This window comes from Kitasatospora cathayae, assembly GCF_027627435.1.
Lineage (GTDB): Bacteria > Actinomycetota > Actinomycetes > Streptomycetales > Streptomycetaceae > Kitasatospora > Kitasatospora cathayae.
In genome coordinates, this window is sequence record NZ_CP115450.1 from 89,434 (window position 1) to 104,165 (window position 14,732).

Here is a 14,732-nt window from a genome sequence, read left to right on the forward strand (position 1 = left end):
GATGAGCAACGCCCCCGAACCGCGATCCGCACCGCGATCCGCACCGCAGACCGAACCGCAGACCCAGCGCGACGCCAAGGACGCGGCACTCGACGCCGTCCGCGCCACCGACCCGGACGGCCCGCTCACCACCGACCAGGGCGTGCGCGTCGACGACACCGACAACTCGCTCGCCGTCGGCGACCGCGGCCCCACCCTGCTGGAGGACTTCCAGCTCCGCGAGAAGCTCACCCACTTCGACCACGAGCGCATCCCCGAGCGGGTGGTGCACGCCCGCGGCGCCGGGGCCTACGGATTCTTCGAACCGTACGAGTCGCTGGCCGAGTTCACCTGCGCCGACTTCCTCCAGCAGGCCGGCCGGCGCACCCCCGTCTTCGTCCGCTTCTCGACCGTGCAGGGCCCGCGCGGCTCCGCCGACACCGTGCGCGACGTGCGCGGCTTCGCCACCAAGTTCTACACCCGGCACGGCAATTACGACCTGGTCGGGAACAACATGCCGGTGTTCTTCATCCAGGACGCGGTCAAGTTCCCCGACTTCGTGCACGCGGTGAAGCCCGAGCCGCAGAATGAGATCCCCACCGGCGCCTCCGCCCACGACACCTTCTGGGACTTCTGCTCGCTCCAGCCGGAGAGCACCCACATGCTGATGTGGCTGATGTCCGACCGGGCCATCCCGCGCAGCTTCCGGATGATGCAGGGCTTCGGCGTGCACACCTTCCGCCTGGTGGACCGGACCGGCCGCGGCACCTTCGTGAAGTTCCACTGGAAGCCGGTGCTCGGCGTCTGCTCCCAGGTGTGGGACGAGGCCCAGCTCACCGCCGGGCGCGATCCCGACTTCCACCGCCGGGACCTGTGGGAGGCGATCGCCGCGGGCGACTTCCCGGAGTACGAGCTGGGCGTCCAACTGATCCCCGAGGAGGACGAGTTCGCCTTCCCCTTCGACCTGCTCGACCCGACCAAGCTGGTCCCGGAGGAGCTCGTGCCGGTGCGCCCGGTCGGGCGGATGGTCCTGGACCGCAACCCGCAGAACTTCTTCGCCGAGACCGAGCAGGCGGCCTTCCACACCGCCAACGTCGTGCCCGGGATCGACTTCACCAACGACCCGCTGCTCCAGGGCCGCAACTTCTCCTACCTGGACACCCAGCTGATCCGCCTGGGCGGTCCCAACTTCGCCCAGCTGCCGGTCAACCGCCCGCTGGCCGAGGTCCGGGTCAACCACCGGGACGGCTACGGCCAGCAGGTGGTGCACCCCGGGACGAGCTACGCGCCGAACTCCCTCGGCGGCGGCTGCCCCGCCACGATGGGTGGCGGCCAGCTGGCCGAGGGGGTGTTCCAGCACTACCAGCAGCGGATCGACGGCGCGGCGATCCGCCGGCGCAGCCCCAGCTTCGACGACCACTACAGCCAGGCCGCGCTGTTCTGGCGCAGCATGGCGGACTGGGAGCAGCGGCACATCACCGCCGGCTTCGCCTTCGAACTCGGCAAGGTCGAGGACCAGGAGGTCCGGCGGCGCATGGTGGGCAACCTGGTGCACGTCGACCCGGGCCTGGCCGCGGAGGTGGCCCGCCGGATCGGTGTGCCGGAGCCCGAGGCGGCTCCGGCGGACCGGGCGACGGCCTCGGCCGGCAACGACGTGGCCGGGCCGCGGGTCTCCCCGGCGCTGAGCCTGGAGAACCTGCGCGGGCCGGGCATCCGCACCCGCAAGGTGGCCGTGCTGGCCGCGCCGGGTGTGGACGGCGGCCAGGTGCGGGCCGTCCGCGAGCGGCTCGGCCAGGCCGGCGCCGGCGCCGAGACGCTCGCCGCGCACGGCGGTCACGTGCTGGCGCAGGACGGCGGGCACCTGCCGGTGGACCGCCCGCTGTCCACCACCGCCTCGGTGCTGTACGACGCCCTGGTGGTGCCGGACGGCAGCGATCGCACGCTGCCCGCCGATCCGGACGCCGTCGCCTTCTTCGCCGAGGCGCTGCGGCACGGCAAGCCGGTCGCGGTGCTGGGCTCGGGCGTCGAGCTGTCCCGGGCGGCCGGGTTCGGCGCGCCGGACGGGCTGGCCGGGGTCGCGGTCTGCGCGGACGGTCAGCGGCCCGGTCCGGCGTTCTGGGACGAGTTCACCCGGTTGGTGGAGCACCACCGCTTCCCCTCGCGGTGACCAGCGCGGCGAAGGCCCGTACGACGCGGCGGTGTCCGTACGGGCCTTCGTCGTCACCTGCACCGCTCAGGCGGCGGCCCCGGCGCGGGCGCTCAGGGCGGAGTCGATGCCCCGCAGGAAGTGGTCGAGGTCGCCCGGGTTGCGGGAGGTGACCAGCCGCCAGTCGTTGGCGTCATCGGTGACCAGCGGCTCGTCGGCCCAGGTCGCGCCGGCGTTGGCGAGGTCGGTGCGCAGGGACGGGTAGGAGGTGAGTCGTTTGCCGTAGGCGACGCCCGCCTCGGCCAGCAGCCACGGGCCGTGGCAGATCGCGGCGACGGGACGGCCGGAGGTGGTGAAGGCGAGCACCAGGGCCACCGCCTCCTGGCGCAGCCGCAGGCGGTCCGCGTTGACCGTGCCGCCGGGGATGAGCAGCAGGTCGTAGCCGGAGGGTTCGATCTCGTCGAGGGTGTGGGTCGGCCGCACGGTCTCGCCCGGCTCCTTGTCGTGGACCAGGGTGCGGATGTCGTCCCGGTGCGGGGCCGCGATGTCGGCCTGGACGCCGTTCTCGCGCAGGTGCCGGACGGGGACGAGGAGTTCGTCCTGTTCGACGCCGTAGTTCGTCACGATCGCCAGGACCTTGGTGGGGTGGGTCATCGCTCCTCCTCGGCAGCGTTGGCGGACGTCGGGCGCGGCGGGCCGCGCCCCCGGATGTCGGCGGGTACCCGGCATCCGCGCGGCCATGCCGGATTGGTGGTGCCCGATCCGGGTAGCCGCGCGGCAGCGGCGGGCCGAAGGCACCCGCACCGAACCGGGGGAGGCAGTGGTGAGCATCAGACGACGCTCCTGGGCGGTGGCGATGCGCGGTCGCGCCCGCCACCGCCGGAACGGGCCCGAGGAACCCGACCGGTCCCCGATGGACGGCGGCCTTCCCCCGCGCCTGCGCCCCGCGGGCCCCGACGCACCGGCGGCGGGCCTGGATGAGCCCGACGAACAGCCCGACCATCCGGAGCCCCCGACGGCCGACCTGGTCGACCCGGCGGCGCCGTGACGCGCGGTACCCAGCCGTGACGCGCGGTACCCAGCCGTCACCGGCTGGTCCCGGGCGCGACCTCGGGATCAGCCGGCGGCTCATCGCAGCGGCGGTCAGTCCAGCGGCTCCGCGCGGACCGGACGACCCAGCGGGAGCGCGGTGGTGATGGACCGCACCTCGCCGTCGGCGTCGATCTCGGCGCGGACGGCTCCGGAGGGGTCCACGTACACCTCGGTGTCCGTGCTGCCGGTCGCGCCGGTGGCGGTGAGCACGAACTCCTGGTAGGGGTCGGCGGCGACCAGGCGGTAGCGCTTCGCGGTCCTCATGGTTCGTCATCCTCCGTGGCTGGTCGGGTCGTTGTGGCTGGTCGGGTCGTTGCGCGGGCGGGCGGGGGTCATGGCTCCTCGTCGTCTCGGTCGGCGCCCGCCAGGTCGCCGTAGCGGGCCTGCCACTCGCGGGCCCGGGCGTTGTGCCACTCCACGCCCCGCGCCGCCTGTTGCAGGGACAGGCCGCTCAGTTGGGCGACCAGGCTGAGCGGGACGGGCTCGTCCTGGCCGGCGAGCGTCCGGCAGACCTTGCCGGCCCACTGCTCCTCGGGGACGAACGGGCGGTCGCGGTAGTGCTCGACCAGTTCGGCCAGGTGCTCCACCGTGCAGGCGGTGAGCACCCGTCTGCCGTCCAGCCCCGGATCGCTCGGGTGCAGCGCGGAGGAGTCCGGCACCAGCGCGCTGAGCAGCTCCGGGCCGGCGACGACCTGGCCGCACTGGTCGCACAGGTCGAACGCTTCCGTGTCGTCGGCGGCCCAGTCGTCCGCCGGGTGTCCGAAGTCCTCCATGCCGCGCGCCTACCCCGCACCGGCCCGGCAAACCCGCCGGTACGGGCGGTGGCGGCCGGGTAGGCGCGTCAGCGGTCCCGGTCGACCGGGCCGCACAGGGCAGAGGGAGGAATCTCAATGAACGGATCATCACCCGAACGGCCGCTGCACGACATGGGTGGCGCGATCGGCCCGGCGGACACCGCCGGGACGCAGCCCGCCGAGGAGCGGGGCGACGGCCCGGAGCGCCGTCCGTCGCCGATCGGCAAGAGCGGGACGCCGAACGTGGCCGGGAGCGACGAGCAGCAGCCCGAGATCGCCGAGGGCCCGGTGCCGGGCGTCCAGCCCGGTGAGGACCACGCGGGACCGGCGCGCCGGCCGCCGACCTCGGTCGATCCGCCGCCCTCGGCGGGTCCGCCCACCGGAACGAGCCGGGCCGACCCGGGGGACGCCGGGGAGCCGGTGCCCGAGACGGAGGAACCGCTCCCGGAGCCCGAGCGGGGCCACCACGATCCGGGCGCCGAGCCGGAGGACGAGGGCATCCCCGACCTCCAGGACGGCTCCCCCGCCCGCGAGTGGTCGCAGGACCCGCAGATCCAGGCCGTCCCCGGGGACACCCCGGTGGCCGCCGAGTCCCACGGCACCACCGGGGCCGAGCAGGTCGAGGGGGAATCGCTGGAGGACCGGCTCGCCCAGGAGGAGCCGGAGACCGACGAGCGGACGGCCGTGGCCGGCCCGCCGGAGGACGCCGCCGGCCGGCTCGACCTCCCGGACCGGCACACCGACCTGCAGGGCGAGGCCCCCGGTGACACGGCGGGCCTGTCGGCCGAGGAGGAGGCGGTGCGGATCCGCTCCGACCGGGGCTGACGGCGCGGCACGGGTGCGGCCCCGCTCGCGAGGAGCGGGGCCGCACCGGTGTGTGGGGATCAGCCCGGGCTGATCCGGCCGCGCCAGCCGCCCTCCGCCCGGCCGCGTTCCTCGATGAACTCCTTGAAGCGCTTCAGGTCACCCTTCACCCGCCGGTCGACCACGCCCAGCACGTCGGCGGTCTTCTCGGCCATGCCCTCCGGCCGGAAGTCGATGGCCATGTTGATTCGGGTGTGCAGGTCGTCCAGCCGCTGGAAGGTCACCACGCCCTTCTGCTCCACGTCGCCGTCCGTGGTCCGCCAGGCGATCCGCTCGTCGGGCTGCTGGTCGACGATCTCGGTGTCGAACTCCCGACTGACCCCACCGATGCTGGTGCGCCAGTGGTTGTGGCGGTCGTCGATCTGGGTCACCGCGTCGACGCCCTCCATGAAGCGGGGGAACTCCTCGAACAGCGTCCACTGGTTGTAGGCGGCGTGCAGCGGGACCTCGACGTCAACGGACTCCTTCACCATGCTCATCTGGGGCCTCCTCGGGTCTCCCGGCCGGGTCCGTCCCGGCCGACCGCGCGTGTGCCCGTCTCCCAACGGCGTAACCATCCCACCGGACTCGGCCCGGTGGCCGAGCGGGGTGTCCCGGGGTTGCATGGGGGGACCGAGCCCCGAGACCCCGGAGGTCGCCGTGTACGAGATGTGGGCCGAGCACGACCCGGCGGTGTCGCCGCCCGCCGTGGTGTGGCACGTGGTGGCGAAGGACGACGCGACGGCGTCGCTGTGCGGGCGGTTCCTCGAACCGTCCCAACGGGTGGTACCGGCCGCCGACGGCACCGGCGCGGCGGTACCGGACCGGTACTGCGACCCCTGCCTGGTGACCGTCCGCGAGGCCCTCGCGGCCAGCGGTCGCTGACCCCCCGGCCGACGGGCCGCAGGGCGCGTCAGGCCAGTACGACGATCATGCCGACCAGCATGGCGGAGACCGCCAGCGCCAGTAGCACGATCACGACGGCGGGCCAGGGCCCCCAGGCCCGCCGTACTTCCACGGGCTCCGGGTGCGAGATGCCGGAGATTCCACCCTCGGCCGGTGGGGTGTCCCCGCCGGGCAGTGCGCCGTGTTCGTCCAGCGCCGGGGTGCGGTCGGGATCGGGATCGGGTGTGGTCATGATGTCGTCCCAAGTCGAAGTGGCTCCGACACCCGGCGGCTGCCCCGGGCCGCCGCTCGGAAACACCACCGTTCCCGCGAACCCGGTCCCCGGTCCGTCGACCGCTACCGGCCGTCCGCCGCGAGCCGGTGGACCACGGTGTCGAGGTCCGTGCCCAGCCGCTGGGCTGCCCGGGCGAGCAGGATCAGCGCGGTGTGCGGGGGCACCCCGAACCGCTCCATGGTGACGCCGATGGCCGGACCGATGGCGTGCCGGCGGTCGAGCAGGTCGGCGACCGTCCGGGCCAGGGCCGCGCGGTCCAGCGCGACCGAGGCCTGCAGGGCGAGGACGGAGACCAGCGCGCTCGCCGGGGTGCCGGGTTCCACCGGCGTCCGCAGGTAGACGCTGAAGGCGGTGCACCCGTGCGGCAGGGTACGCAGGTGCTCGGTGGCCACGGCGCGCACCCCGCAGCGACGGGCCCGGTCCGCGAACCGCCCGGGGCGGCCCGGGTCGAGCCGGACCAGCAGCTGCCCCTGGCCCTGGCGGCGGATCCGGGCGAGCGGCCCGGCGCCCGCCTCGCCCTGGGCCCGTTCCAGCGCCAGCAACTGCGGGGAGCCGGCGGCCAGCGTCTCGACGGTGCCGTCGTCGTGCCAGGTGCTCACCGCGGCGCCGACGCTGCCGGGCACGGCGACCCTGGTCAGCTGGAGGACGTCCGGCAGGGTCGACAACGTCCGGTGCCGTTCCCGCTCCCGCTCGGCGAGTTCGCCGAGTTCGGCCAGCAGCGCCCCGTGGTCCCGGTCGGCGACCGGCCCGGTCGCCACGGCGGCGCCGTCGACGGGCCCCCGGCGGCCCGGGGCCAGCAGGGCGCGGGCCACCGCGACGGCGCGGGCGGCGTCCGTCTCGCCGGTGTAGACGGCGATGGTGTAGCAGACGTCGCGCAGGCGCTGCTGGGCTTCGGGCGAGCGCAGCTCCGACAGGGCGTCGTACTCCGCGACCAGTCGGCCGAGCGCCGTGACATCCACCATGGGCATGAGAACCTCCGGACGTGTCCGGACAGTATGCAACCGATCACGCCGGGGAACCGCACCCCGGCCGGGGGCCGTTCGGGTCAGCCGGCCAGGGCTTGTCCGGCGATTCGCACCCGGCGGGAATCGTTACTCTCGGCCACTGCAGCCGAATCGGGGTAAGGAATCCCCGCAAGCCCGCACGAATCGGAATTCGCGACGAACCCGCAGGTCGGAGCCGTGTTCCGGGGGCAAGAACTCCGGTGCGCGGGACGTCCCGTGGCCGCTACGATCCTCACTCGTCGTACACCCGTTCACCATGCACAGACCGCGCGCCGCCCTGTCGTCGCGCCCAGGGGGAGGACCATCGCATGGGCGCGCCCCAGCGTTCCACCGCCATGAGCACATCCGGCCGCGCCGTCACGGCCGTGGCCCTGCTCGCCGGCTTCTACCTGCTCGCCCTCGGCATCCTCGCGGGCCAGCTGGCCCTCGACGTCGCCCTGTACCAGGAGCTGGGCCACTTCGGCCCGGGGCTGCTCAAGATCTGGGCCCTGAGCGTCGCGATCGGCTACCCGGTGGTCCGGGTGGTGTTCCTGACCCGCCGCCGCGAGCACGACGGCGAGCTGCCCGGCGTGGTGCTCACCCGCGAGCGGCAGCCCGCCGTGTGGGCCATGGTCGACCGGATCGCCGAGCGGACCGGCGTCCGCGGACCGGCCGAGATCCGGCTGGTGCCCCAGGTCAACGCAGGCGTGTTCGAGGAGACCAGGCTGCTCGGCCTGATTCCCGGCAAGCGTCACCTGGTCATCGGCGCCCCGCTGCTGCTCGGCCTCACCGAGGGCGAGCTGGAGTCCGTACTGGCCCACGAGTTCGGCCACTACAGCAACCGGGACGTCAAGCTGGCCGCCGTCACCGTCGCCGGCCGCCGCGCCCTCCTGCACACCATCGGCGGGCTGCACCAGCGCGCCGACCAGCACCAGGCCGAGGAGGCCGCCAAGCTCGCCGCCAAGGCCGAGAAGCGGCTCGCCAAGGGCCGCAAGCCGTCCCGGGAGCAGGCGACCGGCGGCGTCGACCGGGTCCTCGCCAAGCTCTTCGCGCTCTACGCCAAGCTGTACTTCCGGATCTCCGAGGCGGTCGGCCGCCGCCAGGAGTACGCGGCCGACCAGGTCGCCGCCCGGCTCGCCGGCCGCGACGCCACCGCCTCGGCGCTGCGCAAGATGCCGACGCTGGTCGCCGCCCAGGACTTCTACCTCAGCCGCTACGCCACCATCGGCTGGGACGCCGGCCTGCTCCCGCCGCCCGGCCAGGTCTACGGCGGCCTGCTCCACCTGCTGAGCGACCCCAAGCGCCGGGCGGAGCTCGCCGAGCACGCGCTGGACCTGCCCGAGGAGGCTCCCGACCCCTACGACTCGCACCCTCCGATCCGGCTGCGGGTCGCCGCGATCGAGGAGCTGCCCGACGACGGGCGCGGCCCCGGCGCCGCCGGCCCCGCCCTCGCGCTGCTGCACGACGCGGAGCGGGTGCTCACCGAGCTGGAGGTCGTCACGCTGGTCCCCGAGGCGGCCGGCAAGCAGCGGGTCGAATGGGCCGAACTGGTCCGCACGGCGATGCTGACCCACGCCCGCGAGGCCTCCGCCCCGGCCCACCGGGCCCTGACCGGGCTGGGCCTGCCCGCCACCGTCCACGGACTGCTCGACGCCGTCGACGCCGGCCGGGCCTGGGAGTTCACCGACCGGCTGCCCAAGAGCGAGCAGGCCGCCGCCGCGACCGGCCGGGCCGCCCGCGAGTTCGCCCGCCCGATGCTGCGCGAGGAGCTGGCGCACGCCGTCGTCACCGCGCTGGCCGAGGCCGGCCTGGCCGGCTGGGAGCTGTCCTGGGCCGGGCCCGCCGAGCTTCGGCTGCCGGACGGGATCGAGGAGGGCTTCGACGCGGCCCTGGACGCCGCCTGCGCCGACACCCCGGACACCGCGCCGCTGCGCGCGCTGCTCACCGGCGCCGGCCTCCCCGCGCCCGTCGCCCCCGCCGTCTGACCGGCCCGGCGGACCGACCACCACGCCACGGAAGGAACACCCTTGATCGGCATCATCGTGCTGGCCGTCGTCGGCCTCGTCCTGCTGTTCCCGGTCGTCATGACCCGGCTGGCCAAGCGGAAGCTGGCCCAGCTGGAGCGGGCCAAGGCCACCATCGCGAAGCACGAGGCGCGGCTCGCCGAGGAGGACCGGGCGAAGCACACCATCGTCCCGTCCGAGCACGGACTGCTGCCCGCCAGCGAGATGGTCCTGGACGGCGAGCCCGGCCCCGAGGAGGCCGCCGCGCTCGCCGCCGCCAAGGCCGGCGACTGGCAGCCGGCCGCCGCCCACCTCGGCGCGGACGTCTCGGCCGACGTGCGCTGGAAGCGGCAGCGCGAGCTGGCCCAGCTGGCGGCCGAGGACGACACCTGGCTGCGCGCCTGGCGCGCGGAGCGGCCACAGGATCCGGTCGCCGCCCTGGTCCACGCGGACGCCCTGGTCTACCTGGCCTGGAACATCCGCACCGGCGCCCGGGCCAGCCAGGTCACCCGCGAGCAGTTCGAGAGCTTCCGCCGGGTCCTGCTGGAGGCCGAGCAGGCCGCCGTGGCGGCCGCCGCCCTCGCCCCCGACGACGACCCCAACCCGTGGGTCGCCCAGATCCCCGTCGCGATGGGCCTCAACTGGTCCAACGACCGCTTCCGGGAGCTCTGGGGCGAGCTCACCAAGCGCGAGCCGCACCACTGGGCGGCGCACAACCGGGCGCTGCAGTACTGGTGCGACAAGTGGCACGGCAGCCACGAGCTGATGCACGGCTTCATCGACGAGGCGATCGCCGCCGCACCGCCCGGCAGCCTGCTCACCCCGATCAAGCTGGAGGCCTACTTCGAGCAGTTCGCCCAGGACCGGGAGAAGCCCACCGCCTGGAAGCGGCCGGAGGTCGGCGCCGCCCTGGACGCCGCCCTCGCCGACCTCGCGGCCGCCGACCCGGACCACCCCCGGATGGAGTACACCCGCGGCTGGCTCGCCTACGCCCTGACCAAGGCCGGGCGCCCGACCGAGGCGCTGGAGCAGTACCGTGCGCTCGGCCGGGTCATCCCCCAGCCGTTCACCAACTTCAACGACCCCCGGCAGGCCTTCATCGGTCTGCGGGTCGACGCCGTCCAGGGCGCCGTCGCGCAGGCCGGGAAGAAGGCCTGACCCGGCGCCCGGCGGAAACCCGTGGCCCCCACTCCCGCTCGAGCGGAGTGGGGGCCACGGGGCGTTCCCGGTCAGCCCGCCACCGGGCCGACACCGGGGCCGGCAGCGGGTTTGGCCGCGCCGACTCGGGCTAGCCGCCCGGTATGAACGCCTCAGCTCTGCACACCCACCGCTGGTCCCGTCGGCTGCGCCGCGCCCTGGAGGCGCCCGCGCACTGGGAGGTGCTGGACGCCCCGGCCGGGCCGCTCGCCGACGCGGTCGAGGCCCTTCCGCTGGGCCTGTCCCGGGACGCCCTGCGCGGGGTGTGGCTGGGCCACCCGCTGCACCCCGCGCTGGTCCAGCTGCCGATCGGCTGCTGGACGTCGGCGGGACTGCTGGACCTCGCACCGGGCCGGAGCCGTTCGGCCGACGCCCTGGTGGCGGCGGGCCTGCTGTCCGCCGGGCCGGCCGCGCTGGCGGGCTGGGTGGACTGGGCCCGGCTCGACCCGCCGCGGCGGCGCACCGGCCTGGTGCACGCGCTCGCCAACACCGGCGGCGTGCTGCTGTACGCCGGATCCCTACTGGCCCGGTGCCGGGGGCGCCGCGGCCGCGGCCGGCTGCTCGGCCTGGCCGGGATGGCCGCCGTGACCACCGGCGGGGTGCTCGGCGGACACCTGGCCTACCGGCAGGCCGCCGGGCCCGACCGGGCCGCCGCGGTCCCCCGGCTGGCGCCGGCGGACTGGGCCGCGCTCGGCGCGGTCGAGGACTTCCCCGTCGGGCAGCCGGTCCGCCGCAGGGCCGGCGAACTCGCCGTGGTCGTCGTGCGCGAGGGGGACCGCTGCCACGTGCTCGCGGAGCGCTGCGCCCACCTCTCCGGCCCGCTCTCGGAGGGCACCGTCGTCGACGGCTGCCTGCGCTGCCCCTGGCACGGCAGCGAGTTCCGGCTGAGGGACGGCGAGGTGGTCAGCGGCCCCGCCACCGCACCGCAGCCGGTACTGGAGACCCGGGTGCTCTCGGGGCACCTGGAGGTACGGCTGCCAGGGGCCGGTTGACCGGCCGTCACCGGTCGCGTTTCGCCCGGGCCTGACGGACACCCACCCATTGGAGGTGCCGACACCATGACGGTCGACACGATCACCTCCCGGCTGCTCGCCGAGCACGGCCGGACGTACGCCGAAGAGGCCGGCATCACCCTGCGGGACAAGCCCTCGCCGCTGTACCGGCTGCTGGTCCTGACCGTCCTGTGCTCGATCCGGATCAGCGCCGAGACCGCCACCAAGGCCGCCCGGGAGCTGTCCGCCGCCGGGTACCGCACGCCCCGCGCGATGGCCGACTCCAGCTGGCAGGACCGGGTGGACGCGCTCGGCCGGGCCCACTACGTCCGGTACGACGAGAGCACCGCGACCGCGCTCGGCGAAGGGGCGGAGCTCCTGCTCGACCGCTGGCACGGCGACCTGCGCAGGCTGCGCGACGAGGCCGACGGCGACCCGGGCTCGCTGCGGGAGCTGCTGCAGGAGGTCCCGCGGATCGGGCCGGTCGGCGCGGACATCTTCTGCCGGGAGGTCCAGACGGTGTGGCCGTGGCTGCGCCCGTACTTCGACGAGCGGGCGTGCGGGGCGGCCGAGGAGCTCGGGCTGCCGCACACCCCGCGCGGTCTGGGCGGCCTCGTCCCGCCGAAGGACCACGCCCGGCTGGCCGCCGCCCTGGTCCGGGTCAGCCTGTCCAAGGGGGCGCTGGAGGAACTGCAAGCCGCTTGAGCGCGAGCCCGTCCGTTCCCTGACCTCCCCGCGGCTCCTTCAGCCGCCGGGCGCTGCTCCCCTCGCATGAAGCCGCCGCCGCGTCGCCACCCGGATGCACCACTAACTGACGATGTGTCACCACCATGGGCCCTTCGGGCCGGACCACAGCGTCCACGGCAAACCGGAGACCAGGCGGAGCACATGACGCGACTCAGTTCACCGACGCACCGGAAAGACGGAGGAGTGAGAGGAGGGCGGACGCTGCTCCGGCTGAAGGCGGGGCCGGCGGCCGCGGCGGGCCTGCTGCTGCTCGGCTTCGCGACACCGGCGCGGGCCGTCGAGACCACCGTGTCGGTCAACAACAAGCGCACCGGGTGGGACGCGAACGAGCCGAACCTCTCCCCCGCCCAGGTGTCCTCGTCGAACTTCGGGCAGCGCTGGTCCACCGCGGTGAACGGCGCGGTGCTGGCCCAGCCGCTGGTCACCGGCACGAACGTGATCGCGGCGACCGAGAACAACGACGTCTTCGGCCTCGACCCCGCCACCGGGAGGACCAACTGGAGCCGGCACCTCGGCGCGGCGTGGCCCACCTCGACCGTCAGCTGCAACGACCCCGCCGCCCACACCGGGATCACCGGCACACCGGTGTACGACCCGTCGTCCAACACCGTCTACCTCACCAGCAAGGTCAACGACGGCCCCGACGTCGACCACCCGCACTGGTACATGCACGCGCTGGACGCCTCCACCGGCGCCGAGCGAACGGGCTGGCCGGTGACCATCCAGGGCACGCCGACCAACAGCCCGGGCCACCCGTTCAACGCCAAGACCGCCGCGCAGCGCCCCGGTCTGCTGCTGATGAACGGCTCCGTGTACGCGGCCTTCGCCTCCTACTGCGACACCGGCCCGTACGTCGGCCAGGTCGTCGGCGTGAACGCCTCCACCCGCAAGGTCACCCTGTGGTCCACCGAGGCCGGCTCCGACTCCATGGAGGCCGGCATCTGGCAGAGCGGCGGCGGGCTGGTCTCGGACGGCTCCGGCCGGATCTTCCTCGCCACCGGCAACGGAGCCGGCACGGGCGCCTCGCCGAGCCCCGGCCCCGGCAACCGGCCTCCCGGGCACCTCGGTGAGTCGGTGGTCCGGCTGGGTGTGAACAGCGACGGCAGCCTCAGCGCCAGGGACTTCTTCAGCCCCACCGACAACCGGACCTTGGACAAGAACGACACCGATCTCGGCTCCGGCGGCCCGATGGCGCTGCCGTCCGGTTTCGGCACCGCCGCGCATCCGCACCTGCTGGTCCAGGTCGGCAAGGACGGCCGGGTCTTCCTGCTGGACCGGGACAACCTCGGCGGCATGGGCCAGGGCCCGAACGGCACCGACAACCCGGTCAGCATGGCCGGCCCCTTCGAGGGCGTCTGGGGCCACCCCTCCGTCTTCGGCGGTGGCGGCGGCTACGTCTACACGGTGGCCACCGACACCGGCAACGGCCGCTCCCCGCTGCGCGCGCTCAAGTACAGCGTGAACGGCGCCGGTGTCCCGGTCCTGAGCAGCATCGGCACCAGCAACGAGGGCTTCGGCTACGGCTCCGGGTCCCCGGCGGTCACCTCCTACGGGCCGAACCCCAAGTCCGCGCTGGTCTGGGCGGTGTGGTCCGGCTCCGGTGCGGGCGGCGTCGGCGGCGAGCTGCGGGTCTACGACGCGGTGCCCGTCAACGGCGTCATGCACCTGCGCCGCTCCTTCCCGATCGGCACGGCGGCCAAGTTCGTGGTCCCCGCGACCGACGACGGCCGGGTCTTCGTCGGGACCAGGGACGGCCACCTGGTGGCCTTCGGCAGCCAGTAGAGCGCCCACGCGAACCGGGGTGTGCCCGACCGCTCGGCGGTCGGGCACATCCGTGTCCGGTCGGGTCAGAGTTCGATCAGCATGCCGTCCTCGGCGACCGCGGCGACCGCCGCCGCCAGATCCGCCGCCCGGGGCGGGTCGCGACGGGCGAGCGGGTTGGTGTTGTTGAGGTGGGTGTAGAGGTAGCGGGGGCCGGGTCGGCGGGCGAGGTGCGGGAGCGAGTCCCGCACCGCGAGGTGGCCCATGCCGGGCGAGCGGCGGGCGCCGCCGGTCCGCTCGGCGAGTTCGTCGGCCGTGGAGAAGGTGCCGTCGAGCAGGACCAGGTCCGCCCCGGCCACCGCGCGGTCCATGGCCGGCGTCCACTCGGCCAGCCCCGGGGCGTACACGGCGCACGCGGCGCCGTCCGCCGCGGTGAACCGGTAGCCGGTCACCCAGTCCGTACGGTCCGGCCGGCCCTCGCCGGGTAGGTCGGCCGCGTAGCGGGGGCGCTTGCCGCCGAGCGCGAAGGCTTCCGCGCGCAGCCCGCCGGCGAGCTCCACGGGCTCGCCCGGGGTGACGGTGTGCCAGTGGGATCCGGTGTAGGACGCGAGCAACGGGCCCACGGGGAAGGCCTGGTGGAGCGCGCGGCGCACCGGCTCGGTGGCGTGCACGGTCAGCCGGTCGGCCTCGCGCAGGGTCAGCAGGCCCAGGGTGTGGTCGAGTTCGCCGCTGGTCAGCAGGACGCCGCGCAGCGGGGTGTCCCGGGTGCCCGGGGCGGGGGCGAGTTCGGGTGCCGCGAGCAGCTGGGTCCGCAGGTCCGGGGAGGCGTTGACCAGGTACCAGGCCCGGCCGTCGCCGCTGACCGCCAGGCAGTCCTGGCTGCGTTCGGCACCGCTGCGGCGGGCGGCGGCGCACTCGGCGCAGCCGCAGTTCCACTGCGGCAGGCCGCCGCCCGCGGCGGTCCCGAGGACCCTGATCTTCACCTGATTCCTCCCGTACTCGGGCTTCGGCGGGA

Annotated in this window: 16 protein-coding genes; 9 read left to right on the forward strand and 7 right to left on the reverse strand. The window is 74.8% G+C overall.

The window, feature by feature from the left end; translation table 11 throughout:
• The first annotated feature begins 1 nt into the window (after position 1).
• A complete protein-coding gene (locus O1G21_RS00520; protein WP_270139740.1) occupies positions 2–2,146 on the forward strand; it encodes a catalase in 2,145 nt (714 codons plus the stop codon).
• A gap of 66 nt (positions 2,147–2,212) precedes the next feature.
• Here the strand turns inward: O1G21_RS00520 and O1G21_RS00525 are convergent, their stop codons facing one another.
• Entirely contained in the window at positions 2,213–2,779 is a 567-nt protein-coding gene (locus O1G21_RS00525; protein WP_270139742.1) for a DJ-1/PfpI/YhbO family deglycase/protease, read from the reverse strand.
• Positions 2,780–2,948: 169 nt separating this feature from the next.
• Between O1G21_RS00525 and O1G21_RS00530 the strand changes: the two genes are divergently transcribed.
• Entirely contained in the window at positions 2,949–3,173 is a 225-nt protein-coding gene (locus tag O1G21_RS00530; protein ID WP_270139743.1) for a hypothetical protein, read from the forward strand.
• A gap of 95 nt (positions 3,174–3,268) precedes the next feature.
• On the opposite strand, the gene O1G21_RS00535 is transcribed toward O1G21_RS00530, so the two are convergent.
• Positions 3,269–3,481: a DUF6296 family protein gene (locus O1G21_RS00535; RefSeq protein ID WP_270139745.1), complete on the reverse strand. Its 213-nt coding sequence runs from the start codon at positions 3,479–3,481 to the stop codon at positions 3,269–3,271.
• 68 nt (positions 3,482–3,549) lie between these two features.
• On the reverse strand, positions 3,550–3,990 hold the full coding sequence (locus O1G21_RS00540) for a hypothetical protein (RefSeq protein ID WP_270139747.1): 441 nt from the start codon (positions 3,988–3,990) through the stop codon (positions 3,550–3,552).
• Between the two features lie 117 nt (positions 3,991–4,107).
• Here O1G21_RS00540 and O1G21_RS00545 point away from each other — a divergent pair, with 117 nt between their 5' ends.
• A complete protein-coding gene (locus tag O1G21_RS00545; protein WP_270139748.1) occupies positions 4,108–4,836 on the forward strand; it encodes a hypothetical protein in 729 nt (242 codons plus the stop codon).
• 59 nt (positions 4,837–4,895) lie between these two features.
• On the opposite strand, the gene O1G21_RS00550 is transcribed toward O1G21_RS00545, so the two are convergent.
• Positions 4,896–5,354: an SRPBCC family protein gene (locus tag O1G21_RS00550; RefSeq protein WP_270139750.1), complete on the reverse strand. Its 459-nt coding sequence runs from the start codon at positions 5,352–5,354 to the stop codon at positions 4,896–4,898.
• Between the two features lie 124 nt (positions 5,355–5,478).
• Between O1G21_RS00550 and O1G21_RS00555 the strand changes: the two genes are divergently transcribed.
• Positions 5,479–5,739, forward strand: coding sequence for a hypothetical protein (locus O1G21_RS00555; RefSeq protein ID WP_270139751.1), 261 nt, complete (start codon positions 5,479–5,481; stop codon positions 5,737–5,739).
• A gap of 28 nt (positions 5,740–5,767) precedes the next feature.
• On the opposite strand, the gene O1G21_RS00560 is transcribed toward O1G21_RS00555, so the two are convergent.
• Both O1G21_RS00560 and O1G21_RS00565 read right to left on the reverse strand, forming a co-directional pair.
• Positions 5,768–5,992 carry a DUF6480 family protein gene (locus O1G21_RS00560; RefSeq protein WP_270139753.1) on the reverse strand — a complete coding sequence of 75 codons (225 nt, stop codon included), beginning with the start codon at positions 5,990–5,992 and terminating at the stop codon, positions 5,768–5,770.
• A 104-nt stretch (positions 5,993–6,096) separates the two neighbouring features.
• Positions 6,097–7,002, reverse strand: coding sequence for a DUF5133 domain-containing protein (locus tag O1G21_RS00565; RefSeq protein WP_270139755.1), 906 nt, complete (start codon positions 7,000–7,002; stop codon positions 6,097–6,099).
• Positions 7,003–7,373: 371 nt separating this feature from the next.
• On the opposite strand from O1G21_RS00565, the gene O1G21_RS00570 reads away from it, so the two are divergent.
• The 5 genes from O1G21_RS00570 to O1G21_RS00590 all read left to right on the forward strand — a co-directional run bounded on the left by O1G21_RS00570 (position 7,374) and on the right by O1G21_RS00590 (position 13,738).
• The gene (locus tag O1G21_RS00570) at positions 7,374–9,002 is read left to right on the forward strand and encodes a M48 family metalloprotease (RefSeq protein WP_270139757.1); all 1,629 of its coding nucleotides are present in this window, start codon (positions 7,374–7,376) and stop codon (positions 9,000–9,002) included.
• A gap of 42 nt (positions 9,003–9,044) precedes the next feature.
• The gene (locus O1G21_RS00575) at positions 9,045–10,178 is read left to right on the forward strand and encodes a hypothetical protein (RefSeq protein WP_270139759.1); all 1,134 of its coding nucleotides are present in this window, start codon (positions 9,045–9,047) and stop codon (positions 10,176–10,178) included.
• A gap of 143 nt (positions 10,179–10,321) precedes the next feature.
• The gene (locus O1G21_RS00580; protein ID WP_270139760.1) at positions 10,322–11,209 is read left to right on the forward strand and encodes a Rieske (2Fe-2S) protein; all 888 of its coding nucleotides are present in this window, start codon (positions 10,322–10,324) and stop codon (positions 11,207–11,209) included.
• A gap of 66 nt (positions 11,210–11,275) precedes the next feature.
• Positions 11,276–11,914: an endonuclease gene (locus O1G21_RS00585; protein WP_270139761.1), complete on the forward strand. Its 639-nt coding sequence runs from the start codon at positions 11,276–11,278 to the stop codon at positions 11,912–11,914.
• A 225-nt stretch (positions 11,915–12,139) separates the two neighbouring features.
• Positions 12,140–13,738, forward strand: a complete 1,599-nt coding sequence (locus O1G21_RS00590; protein WP_270139762.1) for an outer membrane protein assembly factor BamB family protein — start codon at positions 12,140–12,142, stop codon at positions 13,736–13,738.
• Between the two features lie 65 nt (positions 13,739–13,803).
• Here the strand turns inward: O1G21_RS00590 and pqqB are convergent, their stop codons facing one another.
• Entirely contained in the window at positions 13,804–14,700 is an 897-nt protein-coding gene (gene pqqB / locus O1G21_RS00595) for a pyrroloquinoline quinone biosynthesis protein PqqB (RefSeq protein ID WP_270139764.1), read from the reverse strand.
• Between the last annotated feature and the right edge of the window lie 32 nt (positions 14,701–14,732).

Bases quoted from the DNA above. Each gene is read 5' to 3' on its own strand.
- O1G21_RS00520 (WP_270139740.1), top strand. From the start codon at position 2: ATGAGCAACGCCCCCGAACCGCGATCCGCACCGCGATCCGCACCGCAG.
- O1G21_RS00525 (WP_270139742.1), bottom strand. From the start codon at position 2,779: ATGACCCACCCCACCAAGGTCCTGGCGATCGTGACGAACTACGGCGTC.
- O1G21_RS00535 (WP_270139745.1), bottom strand. From the start codon at position 3,481: ATGAGGACCGCGAAGCGCTACCGCCTGGTCGCCGCCGACCCCTACCAG.
- O1G21_RS00540 (WP_270139747.1), bottom strand. From the start codon at position 3,990: ATGGAGGACTTCGGACACCCGGCGGACGACTGGGCCGCCGACGACACG.
- O1G21_RS00545 (WP_270139748.1), top strand. From the start codon at position 4,108: ATGAACGGATCATCACCCGAACGGCCGCTGCACGACATGGGTGGCGCG.
- O1G21_RS00550 (WP_270139750.1), bottom strand. From the start codon at position 5,354: ATGAGCATGGTGAAGGAGTCCGTTGACGTCGAGGTCCCGCTGCACGCC.
- O1G21_RS00555 (WP_270139751.1), top strand. From the start codon at position 5,479: ATGGGGGGACCGAGCCCCGAGACCCCGGAGGTCGCCGTGTACGAGATG.
- O1G21_RS00560 (WP_270139753.1), bottom strand. From the start codon at position 5,992: ATGACCACACCCGATCCCGATCCCGACCGCACCCCGGCGCTGGACGAA.
- O1G21_RS00565 (WP_270139755.1), bottom strand. From the start codon at position 7,002: ATGCCCATGGTGGATGTCACGGCGCTCGGCCGACTGGTCGCGGAGTAC.
- O1G21_RS00570 (WP_270139757.1), top strand. From the start codon at position 7,374: ATGAGCACATCCGGCCGCGCCGTCACGGCCGTGGCCCTGCTCGCCGGC.
- O1G21_RS00580 (WP_270139760.1), top strand. From the start codon at position 10,322: ATGAACGCCTCAGCTCTGCACACCCACCGCTGGTCCCGTCGGCTGCGC.
- O1G21_RS00585 (WP_270139761.1), top strand. From the start codon at position 11,276: ATGACGGTCGACACGATCACCTCCCGGCTGCTCGCCGAGCACGGCCGG.